Below are 20,061 nucleotides of genomic sequence, written 5' to 3'. Positions count from 1 at the left end.
AGTACCATCCCTGCAATTAGAAACCTAATAATATTCACCTTACATGTGTTTTTATGCTTAGGTAGAAATGCTGAATTAGGAGAAAACATATGTTCAAAACCTTAGAAACTATTTTGATTTATAGTTTATATTGATTTAAGCGGGCTTGCAAATTATTTGTAAGCCCTTTTTTTATTCAAACCATTCTATTTGCGTATTTTTGCACTCCCAAAATCCGTACCCCTTTAACATACACATAATGACTACTGAAAAGAGACGCACCTTCGATGTTTTGATCGAAATCCCAAAAGGAAGTCGCAACAAATATGAATACGATTTTAAACTGAAGAAGATTCGTTTCGACCGAATGTTATTCTCTTCCATGATGTATCCCGCCGATTACGGTTTTATTCCCGAAACTCTGGCGCTGGACGGAGATCCATTGGATGTGCTGGTATTGGGAGGAGAACCTACCTTTCCAATGTGTGTGATGGAAGTAAAACCCATTGGGGTATTTCACATGGCCGATGAGAAAGGTCCCGATGAAAAAGTAATTTGTGTTCCAGTGTCCGATCCTATATGGAATAGCTTGAACGATCTTTCCGATGTAAATCCGCATATCGTTAAAGAGATCGAACATTTTTTTCAAGTGTATAAAGACTTGGAAAAAAAGAGGGTAGATGTAGGCGGCTGGGGAGATGCTTCCGAAGCCTATGATATTCTCCACAAGTGTGTCGATCGCTACGAAACGAGCGATCATAAAAGGAATAAAAACTTCACGATTTAATAAGCAGCTCGCAATTAATTGAAAGCCCTTGTCAATAAGCCATAGAAGGATTTTTTAATTCCACCTAATTTCCTACTTTTGCAGTCGCAAATTTGAAATGATTTCTAATTAACTAAACTATAATGGAACAGAACATTATTTATGTGCCAATTGCACTTTCGGTCCTCGGACTCCTTTTCATGCTCGTTAAGATGAGCTGGGTAAAAAAGCAAGCCGCAGGAAGCGAGCGCATGCAGTTTATTTCCAAAAGTATCAAAGAAGGTGCGCTGGCATTTTTGAATGCTGAATACCGTCTTTTGGTCATATTCGCTGTGATCGCTGCTGTATTACTATATATTGTTTCTACGATGGTAGAATCGACCAGTTGGATGATCGTACCGGCATTTATCTTCGGGGCTATCTTTTCGGCATTGGCCGGAAACATTGGGATGCGCATCGCTACCGAAGCAAATACGCGTACCGCCGAAGCTGCCAAGACTAGTTTACCTCAGGCATTGAAAGTCTCATTTGGCGGAGGAACCGTCATGGGATTAGGTGTTGCCGGATTGGCAGTATTAGGCCTTAGTTTATTCTTTATGTTCTTCGTAGGACAGTTTATTGTTGATGGGGGTGATTTTTACGCTCAGATGACCATTGTTCTGGAAGCTCTTGCAGGATTCTCCCTTGGAGCAGAATCGATCGCACTCTTCGCACGTGTTGGAGGTGGGATCTATACCAAGGCAGCCGATGTGGGGGCCGATCTTGTTGGTAAAGTAGAAGCGGGTATTCCCGAGGATGATCCTAGAAACCCGGCAACCATCGCCGATAACGTTGGTGACAACGTGGGTGATGTAGCAGGTATGGGTGCAGACCTTTTTGGATCCTATGTAGCAACAGTTTTAGCTGCGATGGTTCTTGGAAATTATGTAATCCGCGATATGTCCCTAAACGGTCAATTTACTGACGCCTTTAGTAATATGGGACCCATCTTGCTTCCTATTGTGATTGCGGGTGTTGGGATTTTGGCTTCCATTATTGGAACCTTTTTCGTGAAAATTAGCAGCAACGATGCAAAAGAGTCACAAGTTCAAAAAGCATTAGATATGGGGAACTGGGCTGCGATCCTTCTAACGTTGATCGCCAGTTACTTCTTGATCGATTGGATGCTTCCCGAGACTATGAACATGAAGTTCTTTGGAGAAGGATATAAAGAAATTGCCTCGATCAACGTATTTTATTCGGCATGTATCGGGTTGGCCGTAGGAGCTTTGATCTCCTTTGTAACGGCATACTACACCAGTCTTGGTAAAAAGCCGGTACTGGATATCGTTAAGAACTCATCTACCGGAGCGGCAACCAATATCATTGCCGGATTGGCAGTGGGGATGAAATCTACCTTTGCGTCGGTATTGTTGTTTGCCGCAGCAATCTACGGATCCTACGAACTGGCAGGTTTTTACGGTGTTGCACTAGCAGCTTCTGCCATGATGGCGACGACTGCCATGCAGTTGGCAATTGACGCCTTTGGACCTATTGCCGATAATGCAGGGGGTGTTGCTGAAATGAGCGAATTGGAACCTCACGTTCGTGAACGAACCGACATATTAGACTCAGTAGGAAATACTACGGCGGCTGTGGGTAAAGGGTTTGCGATCGCTTCGGCAGCATTAACAGCATTGGCGTTATTTGCAGCCTATGTTACCTTCACAGGTATCGACGGGATCAACATCTTTAGAGCCGATGTTTTGGCAATGTTATTTGTTGGAGGAATGATTCCTGTGGTTTTCTCTGCCATGGCTATGAAATCGGTTGGAAAAGCAGCGATGGAAATGGTGCAGGAAGTTCGTCGTCAGTTTCGTGAAATCCCGGGAATTATGGAAGGAACCGGAACGCCGGAGTATGCTAAATGTGTTGATATTTCTACAAAAGCGGCACTAAAGGAAATGTTGCTTCCGGGTCTTTTAACCATTATCACACCTATCATCATCGGATTGATCTTTGGAGCAGAGCCTTTAGGAGGCTATATGGCCGGAGTATGTGTGAGTGGTGTAATGTGGGCGATCTTCCAGAATAATGCTGGAGGTGCATGGGATAATGCTAAGAAGTCCTTTGAGGCCGGTGTCATGATCAATGGTGAAATGACTTACAAAGGAAGTGACGCGCACAAAGCAGCGGTTACAGGTGATACAGTTGGTGATCCATTTAAAGATACCTCCGGACCTTCTATGAATATCTTGATCAAGTTAACATGTTTGGTAGGATTGGTAATTGCTCCTATCTTAGGAGATCACGGAACTGTAGCTATGGATGCTGCGGATAATCTTACTGAAGAAATGGTTTTTATTGATGAAGATGGAAATGAAACTATTCTTACCAATACTGAAGCAGAGCAAGCCGGAAGTGCTGCCGTGGTAACTAAAGAAATACAAGTTGAATATTCGGTTGACGGAGACGTGACAACAGCGAACGTGACTATAGAGATCACTAAGGATGGTGAAACCACAAAAGATACGCAAACATTTACGGGAACTGAAGCTGAGGTAAAAGCCAAGGTAAAAGCGCTCACTGAAACTGAAGAGACTGCTACTCAAAAAAATGTAGTTAAGAAAGTGGAAAAACGAATCAACTAGTCCTACAAGTTGGTTTAATTCCTAAATTATCCTTAAAACCCTGCCACTCGCAGGGTTTTTTTGTGGATTTCACTATCTTAGTATTAGATGAACTACGAAGACCTTATTACATTAGGGATTGCTTTTGGACTGGGATTGTTGGTAGGTGTTCAACGAGAACGCACCGACAATAAAATGGCCGGGGTGCGTACCTTTACTCTTATTTCCATCTTGGGAGTTGTTTCGGGATTTCTTACCCGAGAATTTGATAATCCGTTTATTTTACCGGTCTTGGGACTCTCCATTACGGCACTTTTGATCATGGCCAATGTGATTAAAGTGAAGAAAATCAATGATATTGATATTGGTCAAACGACCGAAGTTGCAGCTTTGCTTATGTTCGCCATTGGCGCCTATCTTGTTATGGGAAGTCAAGTCATTGGGGTGATATTGGGAGGTACTTTGGCAATTCTGTTATATGTAAAAGAGCATTTACATAATTTTATAGATCGATTGAAAGATAAGGACCTTGCTGCTATTATGACCTTTGCGGGGATCTCGCTGGTCATCTTACCTATTCTTCCCAATCAAACCTATGGACCACTTGATGTGCTTAATCCACGAAACATATGGTTTATGGTAACTTTGATCGTTGGGATTAGTGTGGTAGGTTATTTCATTTATAAGTTCGTTGGAAAAAAGGTTGGAATCATATCGAATGGTGTGTTAGGAGGACTCATTAGCAGTACCGCTACCACAGTAAGTTATGCAAGGAAAACAGCCGACTCCAAAGACATTGACAAGATCGCAGCCTTTGTGATCACGGCAGCCTCGACTATTGCCTTAGCACGTATTTTGGTGGAAGTAGGTATCGTGATCCCTGAAAAATTACCGCAGATCATGCTGCCCATTTTAGTAGAATTTGTGATCATGATTCTTTTGTGTATTGGACTATTTTATATAATCAATAAGGATGGAGGAGATGACGAAATGCCGGAACCTAAAAATCCTGCCCAATTTAAAAGTGCATTGATCTTCGGATTGCTGTACGGATTTATCCTATTGGCTGTGGCTTTTACCAAAGAAGAATTTGGTAACAATGCGCTTTATATTGTCTCCATAATTAGTGGTCTTACCGATGTGGATGCGATCACACTATCGTTATCACAATTAATGAAAGGAGACGGTTTGGAGGTATCCACAGGATGGCGACTTATTTTGTTGGCCTCCTTGTCCAATCTTCTTTTTAAAGGGATTATGGCAGCCGTATTAGGAACACGTCGATTGGCAAAATGGGTTGCAATTTCCTTTGGGATCTCGATTGTCACCGGATTGTTGATTATGTGGTTGTGGCCGGAATCCTGGCACTTTTAATATGGGATGGTTCAAGAAAGATCCGCTTCAAATTATCGTTTTCCAAAGCTATGGCACAGACGACCATCTGTATATACGCGGAAGAGCATTGGAAGATGAGAATATAAACCTTTCAAAAAAAGGTTTTTTCAGTCTACTGAAAAATTCTATCAAACGTTTTGAAACCGATGAGGTAGCACATACAAAACTCAGGATCAAACTTCCCGATGACAGGATATTTTACACCACTACCGATGCGAAAGGCTATTTTAAATTTTCAGAAACCATCCATGGCCTAACACCGCTGTGCAATGAAGAGCATTGGTTACACATAGAACTGGCCTTTGAAGATGAGCACCCGGGTTGGGTCATAAAGAATAACAATCGATTTCCCGGCGACGTCCTAATTCCGGATAGCAATCCGGGATTCGGGGTGGTGAGTGACATTGACGATACGATTATACATACCGGTGTCGCTTCATTTTTAAAGTTGAAACTGGTCTTTAATACCTTTTTTAGAAATGCGGAAAGCAGGTCGCCCTTGGAAGGCGCATCAAAATTCTATCACCTGTTACATCGCGGCAGGGATGGTGCAAGTGCGAACCCCATGTTCTATGCGAGTCACAGTCCTTGGAATCTTTACCGATATTTAGAACTGTTCTTGAAAACGAACAATTTTCCGAAGGGACCCATCCTGCTTCGGAATTTACCAAGACCGTTTGGAAAGAAAGATCCTTCAGAAAAACCACAGAAACAAAAAGAGATTCTAGATATTCTTACCACGTATCCTGCGATGAAATTTATTTTGGTAGGAGACAGTGGAGAGCATGATGCCGATATTTACATAGAAATAGCGGAAAAATTTCCAGATCGCATCTTAGCGATCTATTTAAGAAGTGTAAAACACAAAAAGAAGGTCTTACGGGTAAAGAGCCTGTTTTCAGAATATAAGACAACCCCGGCACTTCTGGTAGAGGACAGTGCAGAGGCCATTGTGCATGCTCGCTCTCTGGGATTTATTGAATAGATTCTTGAAAATAATCGTACGTCGCCAATTGCGCCTGAACTTCAGGTTTGTTATGCGGAACGTAGTTATTGTTCTGGTCGGCATCGATAATTCGGGCCTTTACGTTATCTCTTAATTGAATTTGCAGGAGGTCTTTAATAGTTTTCTTGTGATTTTGATCGTAAATTGGGGTCACCACTTCTATCCTATGATTTAGATTACGCGTCATCCAATCGGCAGAACCAATATAGACGATTTCCTCCCCATTGTTTCCAAAAATATATACGCGTCCATGCTCTAAAAAGCGATCGACAATGGAGGTTACCGTAATGTTCTCACTCTGTCCTTTTATCCCCGGAACCAACGAACAGATCCCGCGAATGAGCAATTGTACATTCACTCCTGCATTACTGGCGCGGTACAACAATTTTATCATGTCTTTGTCTTCCAGACTGTTCATTTTCAAAAGAATATGACTTTCTTTTCCGGCCTGGGCGAATTCGATCTCGTTATTGACCAGTTCGGTGAATTTTACACGCGAGGTGAAAGGGGAAACCAGCAATCTTTTGGTTTTGGGTACAATGATAGTACGTTCAAGCACCAAAAAAACTTTGTTGAGCTCTTTCGTGATCTTCGAATGAGCAGTCATTAGACCAAAGTCAGTGTATAAGGTAGCCGTTTTTTCATTGAAATTTCCGGTAGCTATGTAGGCATAGCGTTTCGGTTTTTCCTCTTCGTCTCGCTCAATATACAGGATCTTAGAATGTACTTTAATGTCCGGGTAACTATAGATTACCTTGGCACCGTTCTTTTCGAAGATGGCACCCCATTTTAAATTATTGTGTTCATCAAAGCGCGCTTTTACCTCAATGAACACGGTCACTTTTTTTCCGTTCTTGGCAGCTTTGGTTATCGCATCGTTCAACCGGGATTCACTGGCCGCGCGATAGATGGTGATTTTTATTTTTGTGACATGCGGATCGTCTGCCGCTTCTTCGATCAATTGTATCACAGGTTCGAAAGACTGATACGGGTAATGTAATAAGTGATCTTTCTTTTCGATCGCTTTCAGTATTGAAGGTTCTTTCAAGACAGGATGTGGGAGCGGCGCTAAAGGAGTGTTCGACAGATCTTTATGGGTAGGGTTGGGAAACTCGAAAAAATCCTTGAAATTATGATAAGGCCCACCCAAAACAATGTCGGCAGTACTTGCATCCAACGCATTCTTGAGCGTTTCTACAAACGTCTTTGGCATTGCACTATCTACGAGCACTCGTGTGGCCTGACCCGTGGCCCGCTTTGGGAGCGATTTTTCAATCTTATCTTTTAGATTTCCTGAGAACTCATCCTCGATGTACAATTCTGCATCTCTGGAGATCTTTATACAATAATAGGTGGTTTTTTCTTCCTTTTCCGGGGTCTGGTTGAGGTTGTACTTTAAAATATCATCGATAAAGGTAATGTAGTACTTTCCTTGTATCTTCGGAAAAACAAAGAACCGCGGTTCATCTTTTGGGATCTCGACTAACTGGTATTGAGTCTCTGAAACGATACCGGCGAGATACAGTGCTTCATTCTCTACAAATATGGGATCTGAATGTTTGAAATCGAACTTTTTGGCGTTTAGGGAATCTTTCAGCGTGTCACAATAATACGATTTAGCAATTTCCTTTTGAGTTGCGGTAAACTGCTTGTGATGGATCAAGAAGATATTCTCTTGTTCCAAGGCAGGGATTATTTGCTTCTGAAAGATTTGGCCAAACTCATCTTGTTGCAGATCCACTTGTTTTTTGATCTCACGAAGCACCTTGTTCGGTTTGGTGATCAATTTTTTCCGAAGCGGCTTTTCAACATTTTTTATTTGTCGTATATCTGAAACGCGCACCCTGAAAAATTCGTCCAGATTCGAAGAGTAGATCGCTAAGAATTTGATGCGTTCGAACAGGGGATTTCTTTTGTCTGCAGCTTCCTGAAGGACCCGATGGTTGAATCGCAGCCAAGACAGGTCACGATGATAGTATTTGGTGTTGTAGAGTGATGCCATAAGTCACCGCAAAGTAAGCGATTAAAAAGGCAGTCAAGTGTAAGAGAAATGTTAAGTTTTAAATAAACCGTGCAGCTCTGCATCGATCTTGTTTATGACTTCCCCCAGATGCTCCGGATTGTCAACAAAATCAAGACTGTCGACATCGAGCACGATCAAATTACCTTTGTCGTATTCATGCACCCAAGCTTCATAGCGTTCGTTCAAACGGCTTAGATAGTCGATGCTTATGGAATTTTCATATTCGCGTCCTCGCTTGTGGATCTGATTCACCAGATTTGGTATAGAACTTCGAAGATAGATCAACAGGTCCGGACCTTCGGTAACACTTTCCATAAGATCGAACAACGAGCGGTAATTTTCATAGTCCCTGTTGGTCATAAGACCCATGGCATGGAGATTTGGCGCAAAGATATAGGCGTCTTCATAGATGGTGCGATCCTGTACAATGTCTTTCCCGCTCTTGCGTATATCGAGGATTTGTCTAAACCTACTGTTTAAGAAATAGATCTGAAGGTTAAAAGACCAGCGTTCCATTTGGTTGTAGAAATCGTCAAGGTACGGGTTATCCTCTACATCCTCAAAATGGGCTTTCCATTTATAATGTTTTGCCAGTAAACGCGTTAAGGTGGTTTTTCCGGAGCCTATGTTCCCTGCGATCGCGACGTGCATAAATCTTACTGCTTAGGTGGTGTTAGTGAAAAAGTGAGAATATTAATTCCGTCATAAATATACAGTAAATCTTGACTAAGCTGCAAGTCTTTTATAGGGTTTTCGGGCAGTTCAATTTTTATGGGATGAATGGTTTTTTCTGAATTTTCCTTCGGAAGCATCTGTATCGTATACAACGCATTCGCTTTGAGGGCCAACACCTTTTCGTTCTGCTGAATGATCTTTTCGAAATTCATGGCTTCCATTTCCGAAAGCAAGCTTCCGTAGACGTTGAAAGCGCGTAACATACGTTCGGTTAACATAAAACAATAATTGAAATTACTGGCCTGCGATAGCAATTTCCCCGAAAAAGGTTGCGAAACGATGGTCTTCCTGTTACTGCGATAATCGAACAACTCGAGTTGTTGGGTATCTACATTAAATATCCAAAGAAGGTTATTTCCGGCATTGGTGGCGGTACTAACAGTTACGAATTGAGGTAGATTGTTGAAGTTGATCCGCTCGATCTCATTCAATCTGTTGTCAACAAAGACTACGGTATTTACTGTTTCGTAAAAGATTACAATCTTTAATGGATTGATAATATCCACCGAAGCAATTTTTCCTAATTGGAAATCACTGTATACATACACACCTTCCGAACCTTGCTTGTGGAGAATATTGTCTTTAATAAAATAGAGTTGCTTGTAATTGTCAAACCCAATAAATTTGTCGGCTTGCAACGGTAACGTGGCCACAGGTTTCAATTCCTGGCTAAAAAGACATGGAACTGAGATAAAAAATAGAAAAGCGAATAGTTTCATAGGGACCACAAGGTACAAAATGAACGGCTATAATAGAATGTTTGTAACTTGTAACGCTTAAAAAAATCGATCGTCCTTTTACCAACACCAACGATACAATTATGCTCATAAAACTAGAACTATCGCTATTTTGCCTCCTTTTTGCTCTGGGAACGCTCGCCGCACAGGATTTCAGTGGGATCGCGACATATAAGACAGACAGAAAAGTTGATTTAAAACTGAGCGATGACTCCTCAGATGCAATAAAGGCACAGTTGGCAGCCCAAGTGAGGAGACAATTTCAGAAGGAGTATGCACTTACTTTTACAGCCAACGAAGCACTTTATAAAGAAATTAAAAGTCTTGAGAAACCACAGGCAGCATCTTCCGGCGGGATCAATATTGTAGTGCAAGGGACCACGGATATATTGTATCGAAATATAGCAGAGAACCTATATCTCAATGAAACGGAGATCATGAGCAAACCTTTCTTAATACGCGACACCCTTGAGAAACCCAAATGGAAATTGCAAAAGGATGTCAAGAACATTGGGGAATACACCTGCTTTAAGGCCACTTATACCCGTGAAGTGACCGAACAGATTTTCGATAGTGCTACCGATAGTCTGCTGGAAGTTAAGAAGAATCAAATAACAACAGCGTGGTATACCTTGGATATTCCGGTACCACACGGACCCGACACATATTGGGGGCTTCCGGGTTTGATCTTGGAAGTTAATGATGGCGATCTAACCATCCTTTGCTCAAAAATCGTCCTGAACCCGGAGAAAGGCATTGATCTCCAGCGTCCAAAAGCTGGTAAGGAGGTAAGCCAAGTAGAATATGATATAATACGGGATAAGAAATCTAAAGAAATGTTAGAGCAGTTCCAAAGTAGCGGGCGCCGTGAGAAAGGCAATAATGTTCAAATTCGCATTGGTGGTTAGAGCCATGGAGCGCTGTTAAACCTTATAAATAAATAATAGTCGAAGGATCGTGTAACAAAATGTGTATTTTGGTACCTAACAGTATATCCTAATATGTAAACTATGAAAGTATTTATTTTTCTGGCACTTGTTTGCTGTTCCATAACCACATTTGCTCAAAACATTAGCGGTCAGGCTTATTACGAATCTAAAACTACCATAGATATGGACAATTTTGGAGGGCGAGAAATGAGTGAGGATATAAAAAAACAGATCGCAGAGCGCATGCGTAGTATGTTGGAAAAGACCTATATTCTTACCTTCAACAATACTGAGTCTATTTACAAAGAAGAAGAAAAACTGGAAGCAGGCGCCGGTAATGCCGGTTTTGGTATGATGATGAGTAGTTTTTCGGCAGGTCCCCAGTATAAGAACATCGAGAAGAACTTACTGTTGGAAGAGCGAGAGTTCTTCGGAAAACAATTTCTTATAAAGGATTCTCTAACCTCTTTGGAGTGGACCGTCGAAAAAGAATCAAAACAAATAGGCCAGTATATCGCATTCAAAGCGACTGCCATTAAAAAGATCGATCCCAACGATATTAGTATGGCCCGTCCTCGAAAAAGGGATCGTGAGGCCAATGAAAAGAAAGAGGGAGAAGCATTGAAGGATTCTACAAAGACCGAAAATGAGGATCCTTGGGAGCAGGTTGAGATTCCTAAAGAAGTGATCATTACGGCGTGGTTCACCCCACAAATTCCCGTAGGGAATGGTCCTGCAGAGTACGCAGGATTGCCGGGCCTCATCTTAGAATTGAACGTGTATAGAACCACATTGCTGTGTTCAAAGATCGTTATGAACCCTAAAGCCGCCGAAGTTATAGAGCCTCTTACTAAAGGAAAGGAAGTAACACGGGCAGAATTCAACCAAATTGTAAAAGAGAAGACCGATGAGATGCGCGAGAATTTTCGTGGCGGCGGAAGACGCGGTGGCGGGATGCGCTTTGGTGGGTAATAATTAATGCTTCAGCAAATAGCCTAATGAACCAATATTACACCAACCAACTATGAGAATCCTTTTCGGGGCAGTGCTGCTCCTCTTTTCCGTATCGCTTTCGGCACAAAGCGTAAAGGTACGCGGGTTTATCAAGGACAGCATTGGCGAACCCCTCGAATTTGCCAATGTGATCGCTGCCGTAAAAGAATCCGGTGACATAGAAGCATATGCTATTACCAATTACGAAGGGCGCTATCAACTGGAATTACCCATAAACAATACCTATGTGCTTCGCGCCAGTTTTTTGGGCTATGAGACGAGCGTATACGAGCTTACAATTGCAGCAGAGGCTGAACCTGTGCAACAGGATTTTATTCTGAATTCCATAGCAGATGAACTCGAGGGTGTGGAGATTGTTTATGAAATGCCCGTAACCGTTAAAGGCGATACCATTGTCTATAACGCCGATTCGTTCACAACCGGAGAAGAGCGAAAGCTGGGGGATGTGATGAAGAAATTGCCGGGGGTAGAAGTAAACGACGAAGGGGAGATCGAAGTGGAGGGCAAGGCTGTGACCAAGGTCATGGTGGAAGGAAAGGATTTCTTTGACGGTGATTCTAAACTAGCGACCAAAAATATCCCGGCCGATGCGGTGGACAAGGTGGAAGTGCTGCGCAATTACAATGAGGTAGATCAAATGCGAGGCTTAGGGAACGATCAGGACAACGTCGCGATCAATATCAAGCTGAAAGAAGGCAAAAAGAACTTTTGGTTCGGGGAAGTGACCGCCGGAGGCGGTACAGTAGGAGAAGATGAAGCGGGATATCTAGTGCATCCGAAACTATTTTATTACAGTCCGAAATACAGTCTTAATTTTATTACAGACTTCAATAATATCGGCGAAGTGCCTTTTACGTTTCGGGATTACTTTAATTTTACGGGTGGATTTAGAAACTTCAATCGCGGTGGAGGTACCAATTTCGAGATCAGCGAAAGTGACTTGGGGTTTGCCGTAGCACAGAACAATAGAGCCAATGCCATCGAGACGAAGTTTTTGGCGGGAAACTTTAGCTGGGCGGCCACCGAGACATTGGATCTAAGCGGATTTGCGATACTTTCAGACAATAGTACCAATATCGTTAACAATTCCATACGGCAGTACATTGCATCCGGAGCTACCGAAAATACGAATGCAGTGAGCGATCAACAAAGTAAATTAGCGATGTTGAAACTTAGCGGGGTGTATAAACCCAACGTGAACTTTCAGATGGATTACGATGCCTTGCTGAAAACTTCAGAACAAACCGAAGACGACACCACGCGTTCTACGGTCATGGGTCGTACGAATAACATTTCCGAAGTAAAGGAGAATAAACCCGTATCGGTCAATCAAAACGCCAACATCTATTATACGCTGGATGAGAAGAATATTTTTGCGGCACAAGTGCAACATCTCTACCAGGACGAGGATCCATTTTACAGAGCTGTACAGGACTCTATTCCGTTTCGGGGAATATTTACAATGTTTGATCCCAGTAACCCTACCAACGAGACCTTCAATCCGTTGCAGCCGGCCAATCGGTACAATATCAATCAGACCCGAAATGTAGTAACCAGTAAGCTCGATGCCAAGATCGATTATTATTATGTGCTAAACAATACCAGTAATTTGAATGTAACGCTGGGAAGTACCTTGAGTCATCAAAAATTCAACTCCGGAATCTTTCAAATTTTGGATAATGGTGCTGTGAATCCGTTTACTGCATCCGATTTCAATAACGATGTGGCCTTTGGTTTTACCGATGCATTTTTAGGATTGCATTACAAGGTAAAAACAGGGAAGTTTATAGTTACACCCGGTCTCACCCTTCATAACTATAATGTGAAGAACGAACAACTGGGCACTATCATCACTCAAAATGATTGGACGCTCCTGCCGGATGTCAATGTGATCCTTGAGCTTAAGAAAAGTGAAAGTCTGCGGTTCAATTACAGCATCAATGCGCAATATACCGATGTGAACGACTACGCTCAAGCCTTTGTATTTAATAACTACAACCGATTGTTTCGAGGGAACCGATTCTTGGAGAATGCTCTGTCACACAATTACAATCTTACCTACTTCAGTTTTAATCTCTTCAACTATACCAACATTAGCGGTTCTTTAAATTATTCCAGACGCATCAACGGTTTTAAAAGCAATTCAGAGATTATAGCGATCAACCAAGTGAGCAGTCCGTTCAACATCGACAGTAATTTTCCCGATGAGACCTTTTCGGCCGTAGGCCGTTTCAGTAAGACCGTAAAGAAGATACAGTTTAATCTTACGGCCAATGCTTCTTTGAACAGATCCAACAATCTTGTGAACGACGAAATACGGGAAAGTGAGAGCTTTACTCAAAATTATCGGGGGAGTGTGCGGTCAAATTTTAAGGATTGGCCCAATTTTGAAGTAGGGTATCGCCTTACTTTGAACGATTACGACAACGGAGGACTGCAACAAACCTTCCGTACCCACCGACCGTATATTAACACAGATATCAATTTTCTGAAAGATTTTACGCTAAGTGCCGAATGGGATTATTATAACTACACCAATAATACCAACACAGTGGAGAACACCTATTCCTTTATCAATGCCGATCTCTACTACCAAAAAGGGGACAGCAACTGGGAATTTCAATTGCAGGCAACCAACCTGCTGGATACCGGATTTATAAATAACGATAGTTTTAATGAAGATTTTAATACGACGAGCCGGTATTTTGTGCTCCCCCGTATTTTGATGTGTATCGTGAGATACGAATTGTAGTTTTTAGTATCTTTCTGAAAAACTATTGGCAATGCGAAATATTCTTTTAGGAATTGTACTGGCTTTATTTATAGTATTCGGGCTTCAGTATTGTGAACATCAAAAGGAAAATCGTGAGCGATTGGAAGCGAACACGGCGCTTATCCAAAAACAATTGCAAAATGTAGGGAAGCTTATCGTGACCGAGGGGAACTACGCTCAGGTATTCACTTACGAAGATTGGAAGAAATTTTACATAGACGTGCTCTCCGCCCGAAAGAAAGCGTTGGTGGTGGTGAATGCAAAAGCTTCCATTGCATACGATCTTAGTGCGGTTAAGACCCAGATCGATGAGGCGAACAAGACTGTTACCATTACACACATCCCGGAGCCTGAATTGTCCATCAATCCGAATATTCAGTACTACGATGTACAACAAGATTATTTCAATCAGTTTGAAGCATCCGATTACAATAAGATAAAAGAGAAAATAGAAAAATCGCTTCGGGAAAAGATTGAAGCTTCAGAACTGGTTACCAATGCGCAAAACCGCTTAATTTCCGAACTTCAAAAGATCTATATCCTAACTAATTCCATGGGCTGGACCCTTCAATACAAAGAACAGGTAATTTCTTCAGAAACCGATCTGCAACAGTTAACCTATTGATGTAAGATGACACTCAAGAGTCATAAAGACAGGCGAAGTTCTACACTTATAACTTCTTGCTCAAACTATGCCAGCCGCCGCCGTTCATAGCTTCAATGCCGTTGCTTTTTAGGATGGCAGCGGCACTTCCGCTACGCACTCCACTTGCGCAACATACAATTACAGGCTTGTTCCATTTCTTTATTTCAGTTACGTTACCGGAAATGGTTGGCAAGGGAATATTCTTCGACCCCGGAATTGCTCCCGAAGCGTATTCCCCTTTAGATCGCACATCTACAATTACCGCATCGCGAGCGACAAAGTCCTCAATTTTTTTAGCCTTATTTCCAAATATAAAATCCAATAGTCCCATACGAATGTCCCTCACAGGAACGGTGTTAATTAATACCAATGCTTTGTTTCTCTATAAGAAGTAATCCGTCGTCAATTAGGTTCGAAACTTTCGGTCTTCTTTGTTTTAATTGTATTAAGTACTGTAAGACATGCGCGTCCTTGGTAAGCTCGTAAAGCTCCAAAGGCAGCAGCCAATCGTTCGGATACTGTTTCTGTACAGTTTCGAAAATAACGGACAAACGTTCTCCAACTTTCGAGCGCTCTAAAACTGCGGCATTGATTCCGGCCGTTTGACGCAATTCCCTTACCTCTTTATAATAGGCGTTCAACTGTCTTTCTTCCTCAGAAAGGGATACGCGAATCGTTTTACTGCTTGCTGTGTGCGTCACTAAGTCGAAGGATCGGTAGTCCGCAGCTCCGGCAAATGCAGAAAGAATTTCTTTACCAACAGCCATATCAAAATCTCCCATATCCGGTCGAAATAATGTTTCATCTTTGTAGCGTACCGTACAGTCGGTAAATTGTATAAGCATCAATTCTCCTCTTAGGTTTCGAATACCCGTCACATTCAAACCCTCCACAGTGATTCCGCTCTCAAACTCGAACGAAATAGGCTTTCCGTCATAGAAATTATAGGCTTGAAGATCCCGCGGTCCCATATTTTCAATGGCGAGATTGATTCCTTTTAATTTTCCTAAAGGAGATCGAAAACCGTTGCTGTGTCTACTTACTCCGTGCCCTATCACTTCCTTCTCACGATAGGACAACGCGGTTTCACCTTCGGTTTCGAAATAGACCACCTCATTGTCTTCATTCTGTATCATGCGCGTAAAGTGACCACTCACTTGCAGGCCGGTGCTTAGTTCGATCGTTCCCAATTGTTTTGATTCAATCAATTTTTTGAGACCGCGCCAGCCTCCTTTCCGAACGGCCATGGTATTGGCAAACTCCTCCAAAACTTCTTGTAAATAGGCAAAATCCGGTGTTACGTACAACTGCGGTTGCGGTTGGGTGATATCAAAATCCTGATAGGCCGCTTCTATGGTATATGGGATCTTTTTCACTTCTGCCTTCATACACCAAACACTTTCCCCAATAGAAGAGAGCAAGCCGGCACCATAGATCTTAGGAGTTTCTACGGTTCCTACAAGACCGTATTCCACGGTCCACCAATGTAAGTTTCGGATGAGGGCAATTTCAGAAGGAGCAACTTTCTTTTCTTGTAACGCCTTTACACGTTCTTCTGCAGCCTGTATCTTAGCATCCGAAATGCCATCAGCTTCCTTCAAGATCGATAGTTCACGCACGGCTTCATACATGGCTATATCATGGGCGCTCGATATCGCCTTGGCACCAATCTCACCAAAACGCCGCAGGTATTCGGCATAGTCGGGACTCGCGATGATGGGAGCATGACCGGCCCCCTCATGAATAATATCGGGTGCAGGAGTATATTCAATATTCTCGAGTTGTCGTATATCACTGGCGATCACAAGGACCTTGTACGCTTGGAATTCCATGAAGGCATTGGGCGGTATAAATCCGTCAACCGCGACCGCTGCCCAGCCAATTTCTTTTAGGATGCGGTTCATGCCGTACATGGAAGGGATCTCGTCTATGGAAATACCTGTCCTCTTCAATCCCCCTAGATAGCTTTCATGAGCTACAGCACGCAGGTAATCGACGTTCTTCCGCATGACATACCGCCACACCGCTTGATTAATGGGGGTATATTGATCGTAATTTTGTGGTTTGATGTACTGCTTGAGATGCGGAGGTAACCGGTCCAGCAATTCATTGGTTTCAACAACTGTGTTCATACGATTTCAAAAATAGTATTTTTTTGGGCGTTCCCCGCTGTTTTTAAGCTTCAAAAACAGCGGGTCGGGCTTTCCGCACTACACGCCTTCCTGTTCGAAGCTCATTCGTGAAGGCGGGGTAGTTTGCTGCAATCCCTAACGCAAATTCTTTACATAATTACTATCTTGCATGGCCATGAAAATACAGACCCGAAAAGAAGAGATCATTGTTGTAGCCTCCCGGCTTTTTAAAGAAAAAGGGTATAATGCTGTTTCTATGCGGGACATAGCGCAAGCCATGGGGATCAAGGCTGCCAGCCTCTATAATCACATTACCGGAAAGCAGGAGATCCTTTCTACACTCATCTTGGAAGTTGCTCATGAGTTTACAAGCGGGATGCGTGCTGTATTGGACAAAGAGAGTAGTCCGTTACAAAAGATACAAGAAATTATAGAGCTTCATATCGATATTACGGTAAATGCTTCCGAAGGATTGGCAGCACTGAATAATGACTGGATGCACATGGAAACTTCACAGGTAGAGGCATTTGTACAAATGCGGGAAGATTATGAGGAAAATTTCAGAAAGATTATCAAAGAAGGAATTGACGCGGACGAAATACAGCCACGACATCCCGAAGTGATATTGTTTTCGATCCTCTCCACTCTGCGCACGCTCTACCTCTGGTATCAGAAACGTGGTAAGCTGGATGTCAACGTATTAAAGAAGGATCTGGTGTCGGTGTTTCTGGATGGGATTGTAACAAAAAATTAACTTGCAAAGCTTACTAACAAACGTTAGTTTTGTGTTTCTAATACGACAAAAGATACGTGGCAAAGTTTTATAAGATCAAAGTAAAGGATATCTATAAGGAGACAGATGATTGTTCGGTCATTACGTTCGATATGCCTCAGGAACTTGCTAAGGAATTTACCTTTAGACAAGGGCAACACCTTACCCTCAAAGCCGATATAGACGGGGAGGACATTCGTCGTTCGTACAGTTTGTGTTCCAGTCCTATTGACGAGGAGTGGAAGGTGGCGGTAAAGCAAATCCCCACGGGAAAGTTTTCTACCTTCGTCAACAACAGCTTGGCCCCCGGAGATGCTCTTGAGATCATGGCCCCCAGCGGAGCCTTTGGAGTAGATGCACATCCCGATAAAGCCAAGAATTATCTGTTCTTCGCGGCAGGGAGTGGAATTACGCCTGTACTTTCTATGATTAAAACCCATTTGGCTCTAGAACCGCAGTCAACTTGTAAGCTGTTTTATGTGAATAGAACCGCCAAATCCATTATCTTTAAGGAAGCATTGGAACAGCTTCGGAATACCTATTTCGGCCGATTGGAAATTTATTATTTTCTCACCAAGGAACGGCGTGACATAGAATTGTTCAATGGTCGTTTTGACGATGAAAAAATGGAGGTTCTAACAAAGACCTTTATTGATATACCGGACACCAGTGAAGTGTTCTTGTGTGGTCCGGAAGATATGGTGCACTATGTGAGCAACTATTTGGTGGAAGCGGGATTGCCTAAAGAACTTATTCATTTTGAATTGTTCGTTAGTGGGCTTTCCGAAGAAGATAAAAAAAGAGCCGAACGCCTTGCACAGCAAAACGTTGAAGGTGTAGAAGTCACGATTGTAGATGGAGGAAAGGAATTTCAATTTACAATGACTAATGATTATGATAATATTCTCGACGCAGCATTAGGGGCCGGAGCCGATCTGCCTTTCGCCTGTAAAGGAGGCGTATGCAGCACCTGTAAGTGTCAAGTCTTGGAAGGAACGGTCGAGATGAAAATAAATTACGCATTGGAAGAAAAGGAGGTAGCCCAAAATTTTGTGCTTAGTTGCCAGTCGGTGCCTACTTCCAATCGTGTAAAAGTAGATTTTGATGTATAACAGCTTGTACGTACAGGCGCAAACATACAGCTATGAGTGAAAATGAAGTAAAAAATTTGGAAGCGATCTTTGAAGCGCGAATCGCGCGTGATGAAAAGATAGAACCTAAGGATTGGATGCCGGAGAAATACAGACAGACACATATTCGTCAGATCTCCCAACATGCGCATTCTGAAATTGTAGGAATGTTGCCGGAAGGGAATTGGATCACACGTGCACCGTCTCTTAGAAGAAAAGCAGCCTTACTTGCTAAGGTACAAGATGAAGCAGGTCACGGGCTGTATTTGTATTCTGCATGTGAGACCTTAGGGATCTCTCGTGACGAACTCTATGAGCAATTGCATAGCGGCAAAGCAAAATATTCATCCATATTTAATTACCCAACGGTCACTTGGGCCGATATGGGCGCCATAGGATGGCTGGTAGATGGAGCCGCGATCATTAATCAGGTGCCTTTATGCAACACCTCTTTTGGACCTTATGCACGTGCCATGGTACGTGTGTGTAAGGAAGAGAGTTTCCATCAGCGTCAAGGCTATGAGATTATGCTTACACTATGTAATGGTACGCCTGAGCAGAAAGAAATGGCACAGGATGCTCTTAACAGATGGTGGTGGCCAAGTCTAATGATGTTAGGCCCTACCGATGATGCTTCCGTCCATACCGAACAATCCATGAAGTGGAAATTGAAGCGAAAGACCAATGATGAATTGCGACAGCAATTTATCGATCAAACAGTACCGCAAGCAGATTTGCTCGGACTTACTATTCCGGATCCCGATCTTAAATTCAACGAAGAAACGGGTCATTATGACTTCGGACCGATCGATTGGGATGAATTCTGGCAAGTGGTTAAAGGGCATGGTCCTTGTAACAAAGAGCGCATGAACGCTCGTGTGAGTGCATGGGAGAATGGAGCTTGGGTTAGGGATGCGGCCATGGCTTATGCCGAAAAACAGGAGACTAAGAAAGTAGCGAAAGCAAGTTAAATAAGGAGATATGAAAAAGAACTGGCCCTTGTGGGAAGTATTTGTGAGAAGTAAAAATGGCTTAGAACACAGGCATTTTGGGAGTCTGCATGCCGCCGATGCCGAAATGGCATTAGAGAACGCAAGAGATGTGTATACGCGTCGCAATGAAGGTGTGAGTATTTGGGTGGTGGAAAGTAAATACATTACTGCCTCCAACCCTCAGGACAATGGTGAATTTTTTGAACCTGCACAGGATAAGATCTACCGGCACCCAACCTTTTATGATCTGCCCGATGAAGTGAAGCACATGTAGAAGGAAATCGAAGATGAATTCCAAAATGATGCATCTAGTATTGTTGTTTCACTTCTAAAAAAGGATACCTAATACACTCGATTTCGATTTTGTTTTCGACTTCGATTTTAATTATTTCAAATGAAAAACGAAACTTTATATCAATACAT

17 protein-coding genes are annotated in these 20,061 nt (G+C 42.6%); 12 read left to right on the top strand and 5 right to left on the bottom strand.

The genetic code is table 11. The annotated features are described in order from the left end of the window. Positions 1–238 precede the first annotated feature (238 nt). The 4 genes from AACZ11_RS09545 (at position 239) to AACZ11_RS09530 (ending at position 5,734) form a co-directional block, all read left to right on the top strand. Entirely contained in the window at positions 239–766 is a 528-nt protein-coding gene (locus AACZ11_RS09545) for an inorganic diphosphatase (protein ID WP_290624825.1), read from the top strand. A gap of 122 nt (positions 767–888) precedes the next feature. Beyond that, the gene (locus AACZ11_RS09540) at positions 889–3,375 is read left to right on the top strand and encodes a sodium-translocating pyrophosphatase (protein WP_290624826.1); all 2,487 of its coding nucleotides are present in this window, start codon (positions 889–891) and stop codon (positions 3,373–3,375) included. 87 nt (positions 3,376–3,462) lie between these two features. Next, positions 3,463–4,728, top strand: a complete 1,266-nt coding sequence (locus AACZ11_RS09535; protein WP_290624827.1) for an MgtC/SapB family protein — start codon at positions 3,463–3,465, stop codon at positions 4,726–4,728. Between the two features lies 1 nt (position 4,729). Further along, positions 4,730–5,734, top strand: a complete 1,005-nt coding sequence (locus AACZ11_RS09530) for a phosphatase domain-containing protein (protein WP_290624828.1) — start codon at positions 4,730–4,732, stop codon at positions 5,732–5,734. On the opposite strand, the gene ppk1 is transcribed toward AACZ11_RS09530, so the two are convergent. The 3 genes from ppk1 to AACZ11_RS09515 are packed head-to-tail and all read right to left on the bottom strand — an operon-like array spanning position 5,724 to position 9,166. After that, a complete protein-coding gene (ppk1, locus tag AACZ11_RS09525; RefSeq protein ID WP_290624829.1) occupies positions 5,724–7,757 on the bottom strand; it encodes a polyphosphate kinase 1 in 2,034 nt (677 codons plus the stop codon). The two genes, AACZ11_RS09530 and ppk1, sit on opposite strands and share 11 nt — an antisense overlap. Positions 7,758–7,808: 51 nt before the next feature. Continuing rightward, a complete protein-coding gene (locus AACZ11_RS09520; RefSeq protein WP_290624830.1) occupies positions 7,809–8,429 on the bottom strand; it encodes a deoxynucleoside kinase in 621 nt (206 codons plus the stop codon). 5 nt (positions 8,430–8,434) lie between these two features. Next, the gene (locus tag AACZ11_RS09515; protein WP_290624831.1) at positions 8,435–9,166 is read right to left on the bottom strand and encodes a hypothetical protein; all 732 of its coding nucleotides are present in this window, start codon (positions 9,164–9,166) and stop codon (positions 8,435–8,437) included. Between the two features lie 167 nt (positions 9,167–9,333). On the opposite strand from AACZ11_RS09515, the gene AACZ11_RS09510 reads away from it, so the two are divergent. The 4 genes from AACZ11_RS09510 (at position 9,334) to AACZ11_RS09495 (ending at position 14,591) form a co-directional block, all read left to right on the top strand. Further along, complete coding sequence (locus AACZ11_RS09510; protein WP_290624832.1) at positions 9,334–10,158, top strand: GLPGLI family protein; 825 nt, start codon at positions 9,334–9,336, stop codon at positions 10,156–10,158. A 102-nt stretch (positions 10,159–10,260) separates the two neighbouring features. After that, entirely contained in the window at positions 10,261–11,151 is an 891-nt protein-coding gene (locus AACZ11_RS09505) for a GLPGLI family protein (protein ID WP_290624833.1), read from the top strand. 52 nt (positions 11,152–11,203) lie between these two features. Next, the gene (locus AACZ11_RS09500; RefSeq protein ID WP_339832280.1) at positions 11,204–13,945 is read left to right on the top strand and encodes a carboxypeptidase regulatory-like domain-containing protein; all 2,742 of its coding nucleotides are present in this window, start codon (positions 11,204–11,206) and stop codon (positions 13,943–13,945) included. Positions 13,946–13,976: 31 nt separating this feature from the next. Next, positions 13,977–14,591: a DUF4230 domain-containing protein gene (locus AACZ11_RS09495; protein WP_339832278.1), complete on the top strand. Its 615-nt coding sequence runs from the start codon at positions 13,977–13,979 to the stop codon at positions 14,589–14,591. Positions 14,592–14,637: 46 nt separating this feature from the next. Here the strand turns inward: AACZ11_RS09495 and AACZ11_RS09490 are convergent, their stop codons facing one another. Together AACZ11_RS09490 and AACZ11_RS09485 are read right to left on the bottom strand one after the other, a co-directional pair. Then, a complete protein-coding gene (locus AACZ11_RS09490) occupies positions 14,638–14,982 on the bottom strand; it encodes a rhodanese-like domain-containing protein (protein ID WP_339832276.1) in 345 nt (114 codons plus the stop codon). Beyond that, a complete protein-coding gene (locus AACZ11_RS09485) occupies positions 14,969–16,744 on the bottom strand; it encodes an aromatic amino acid hydroxylase (RefSeq protein ID WP_339832274.1) in 1,776 nt (591 codons plus the stop codon). Before AACZ11_RS09485 ends, AACZ11_RS09490 begins: the two co-directional genes overlap by 14 nt. Positions 16,745–16,919: 175 nt before the next feature. On the opposite strand from AACZ11_RS09485, the gene AACZ11_RS09480 reads away from it, so the two are divergent. The 4 genes from AACZ11_RS09480 to paaB are packed head-to-tail and all read left to right on the top strand — an operon-like array spanning position 16,920 to position 19,912. Continuing rightward, positions 16,920–17,498 carry a TetR/AcrR family transcriptional regulator gene (locus AACZ11_RS09480; protein ID WP_339832271.1) on the top strand — a complete coding sequence of 193 codons (579 nt, stop codon included), beginning with the start codon at positions 16,920–16,922 and terminating at the stop codon, positions 17,496–17,498. 56 nt (positions 17,499–17,554) lie between these two features. Then, entirely contained in the window at positions 17,555–18,628 is a 1,074-nt protein-coding gene (locus tag AACZ11_RS09475) for a 2Fe-2S iron-sulfur cluster-binding protein (RefSeq protein ID WP_339832268.1), read from the top strand. A gap of 32 nt (positions 18,629–18,660) precedes the next feature. Beyond that, positions 18,661–19,617 carry a 1,2-phenylacetyl-CoA epoxidase subunit PaaA gene (paaA, locus tag AACZ11_RS09470; protein ID WP_339832265.1) on the top strand — a complete coding sequence of 319 codons (957 nt, stop codon included), beginning with the start codon at positions 18,661–18,663 and terminating at the stop codon, positions 19,615–19,617. Between the two features lie 10 nt (positions 19,618–19,627). Then, complete coding sequence (paaB, locus tag AACZ11_RS09465) at positions 19,628–19,912, top strand: 1,2-phenylacetyl-CoA epoxidase subunit PaaB (protein WP_339832262.1); 285 nt, start codon at positions 19,628–19,630, stop codon at positions 19,910–19,912. Positions 19,913–20,061: the final 149 nt, after the last annotated feature.

Origin of the sequence: uncultured Altibacter sp., assembly GCF_963972995.1 — a bacterium.
GTDB lineage: Bacteria > Bacteroidota > Bacteroidia > Flavobacteriales > Flavobacteriaceae > Altibacter.
Note: the sequence above shows the minus strand (reverse complement) of the source record. Positions and strands in the feature narration are given on the sequence as shown.

What these genes read in the sequence shown, in the direction of transcription:
- AACZ11_RS09545 (WP_290624825.1), top strand. Translation starts at nt 239, where the DNA reads ATGACTACTGAAAAGAGACGCACCTTCGATGTTTTGATCGAAATCCCA.
- AACZ11_RS09540 (WP_290624826.1), top strand. Translation starts at nt 889, where the DNA reads ATGGAACAGAACATTATTTATGTGCCAATTGCACTTTCGGTCCTCGGA.
- AACZ11_RS09535 (WP_290624827.1), top strand. Translation starts at nt 3,463, where the DNA reads ATGAACTACGAAGACCTTATTACATTAGGGATTGCTTTTGGACTGGGA.
- AACZ11_RS09530 (WP_290624828.1), top strand. Translation starts at nt 4,730, where the DNA reads ATGGGATGGTTCAAGAAAGATCCGCTTCAAATTATCGTTTTCCAAAGC.
- ppk1 (WP_290624829.1), bottom strand. Translation starts at nt 7,757, where the DNA reads ATGGCATCACTCTACAACACCAAATACTATCATCGTGACCTGTCTTGG.
- AACZ11_RS09520 (WP_290624830.1), bottom strand. Translation starts at nt 8,429, where the DNA reads ATGCACGTCGCGATCGCAGGGAACATAGGCTCCGGAAAAACCACCTTA.
- AACZ11_RS09510 (WP_290624832.1), top strand. Translation starts at nt 9,334, where the DNA reads ATGCTCATAAAACTAGAACTATCGCTATTTTGCCTCCTTTTTGCTCTG.
- AACZ11_RS09505 (WP_290624833.1), top strand. Translation starts at nt 10,261, where the DNA reads ATGAAAGTATTTATTTTTCTGGCACTTGTTTGCTGTTCCATAACCACA.
- AACZ11_RS09500 (WP_339832280.1), top strand. Translation starts at nt 11,204, where the DNA reads ATGAGAATCCTTTTCGGGGCAGTGCTGCTCCTCTTTTCCGTATCGCTT.
- AACZ11_RS09495 (WP_339832278.1), top strand. Translation starts at nt 13,977, where the DNA reads ATGCGAAATATTCTTTTAGGAATTGTACTGGCTTTATTTATAGTATTC.
- AACZ11_RS09485 (WP_339832274.1), bottom strand. Translation starts at nt 16,744, where the DNA reads ATGAACACAGTTGTTGAAACCAATGAATTGCTGGACCGGTTACCTCCG.
- AACZ11_RS09480 (WP_339832271.1), top strand. Translation starts at nt 16,920, where the DNA reads ATGAAAATACAGACCCGAAAAGAAGAGATCATTGTTGTAGCCTCCCGG.
- paaA (WP_339832265.1), top strand. Translation starts at nt 18,661, where the DNA reads ATGAGTGAAAATGAAGTAAAAAATTTGGAAGCGATCTTTGAAGCGCGA.
- paaB (WP_339832262.1), top strand. Translation starts at nt 19,628, where the DNA reads ATGAAAAAGAACTGGCCCTTGTGGGAAGTATTTGTGAGAAGTAAAAAT.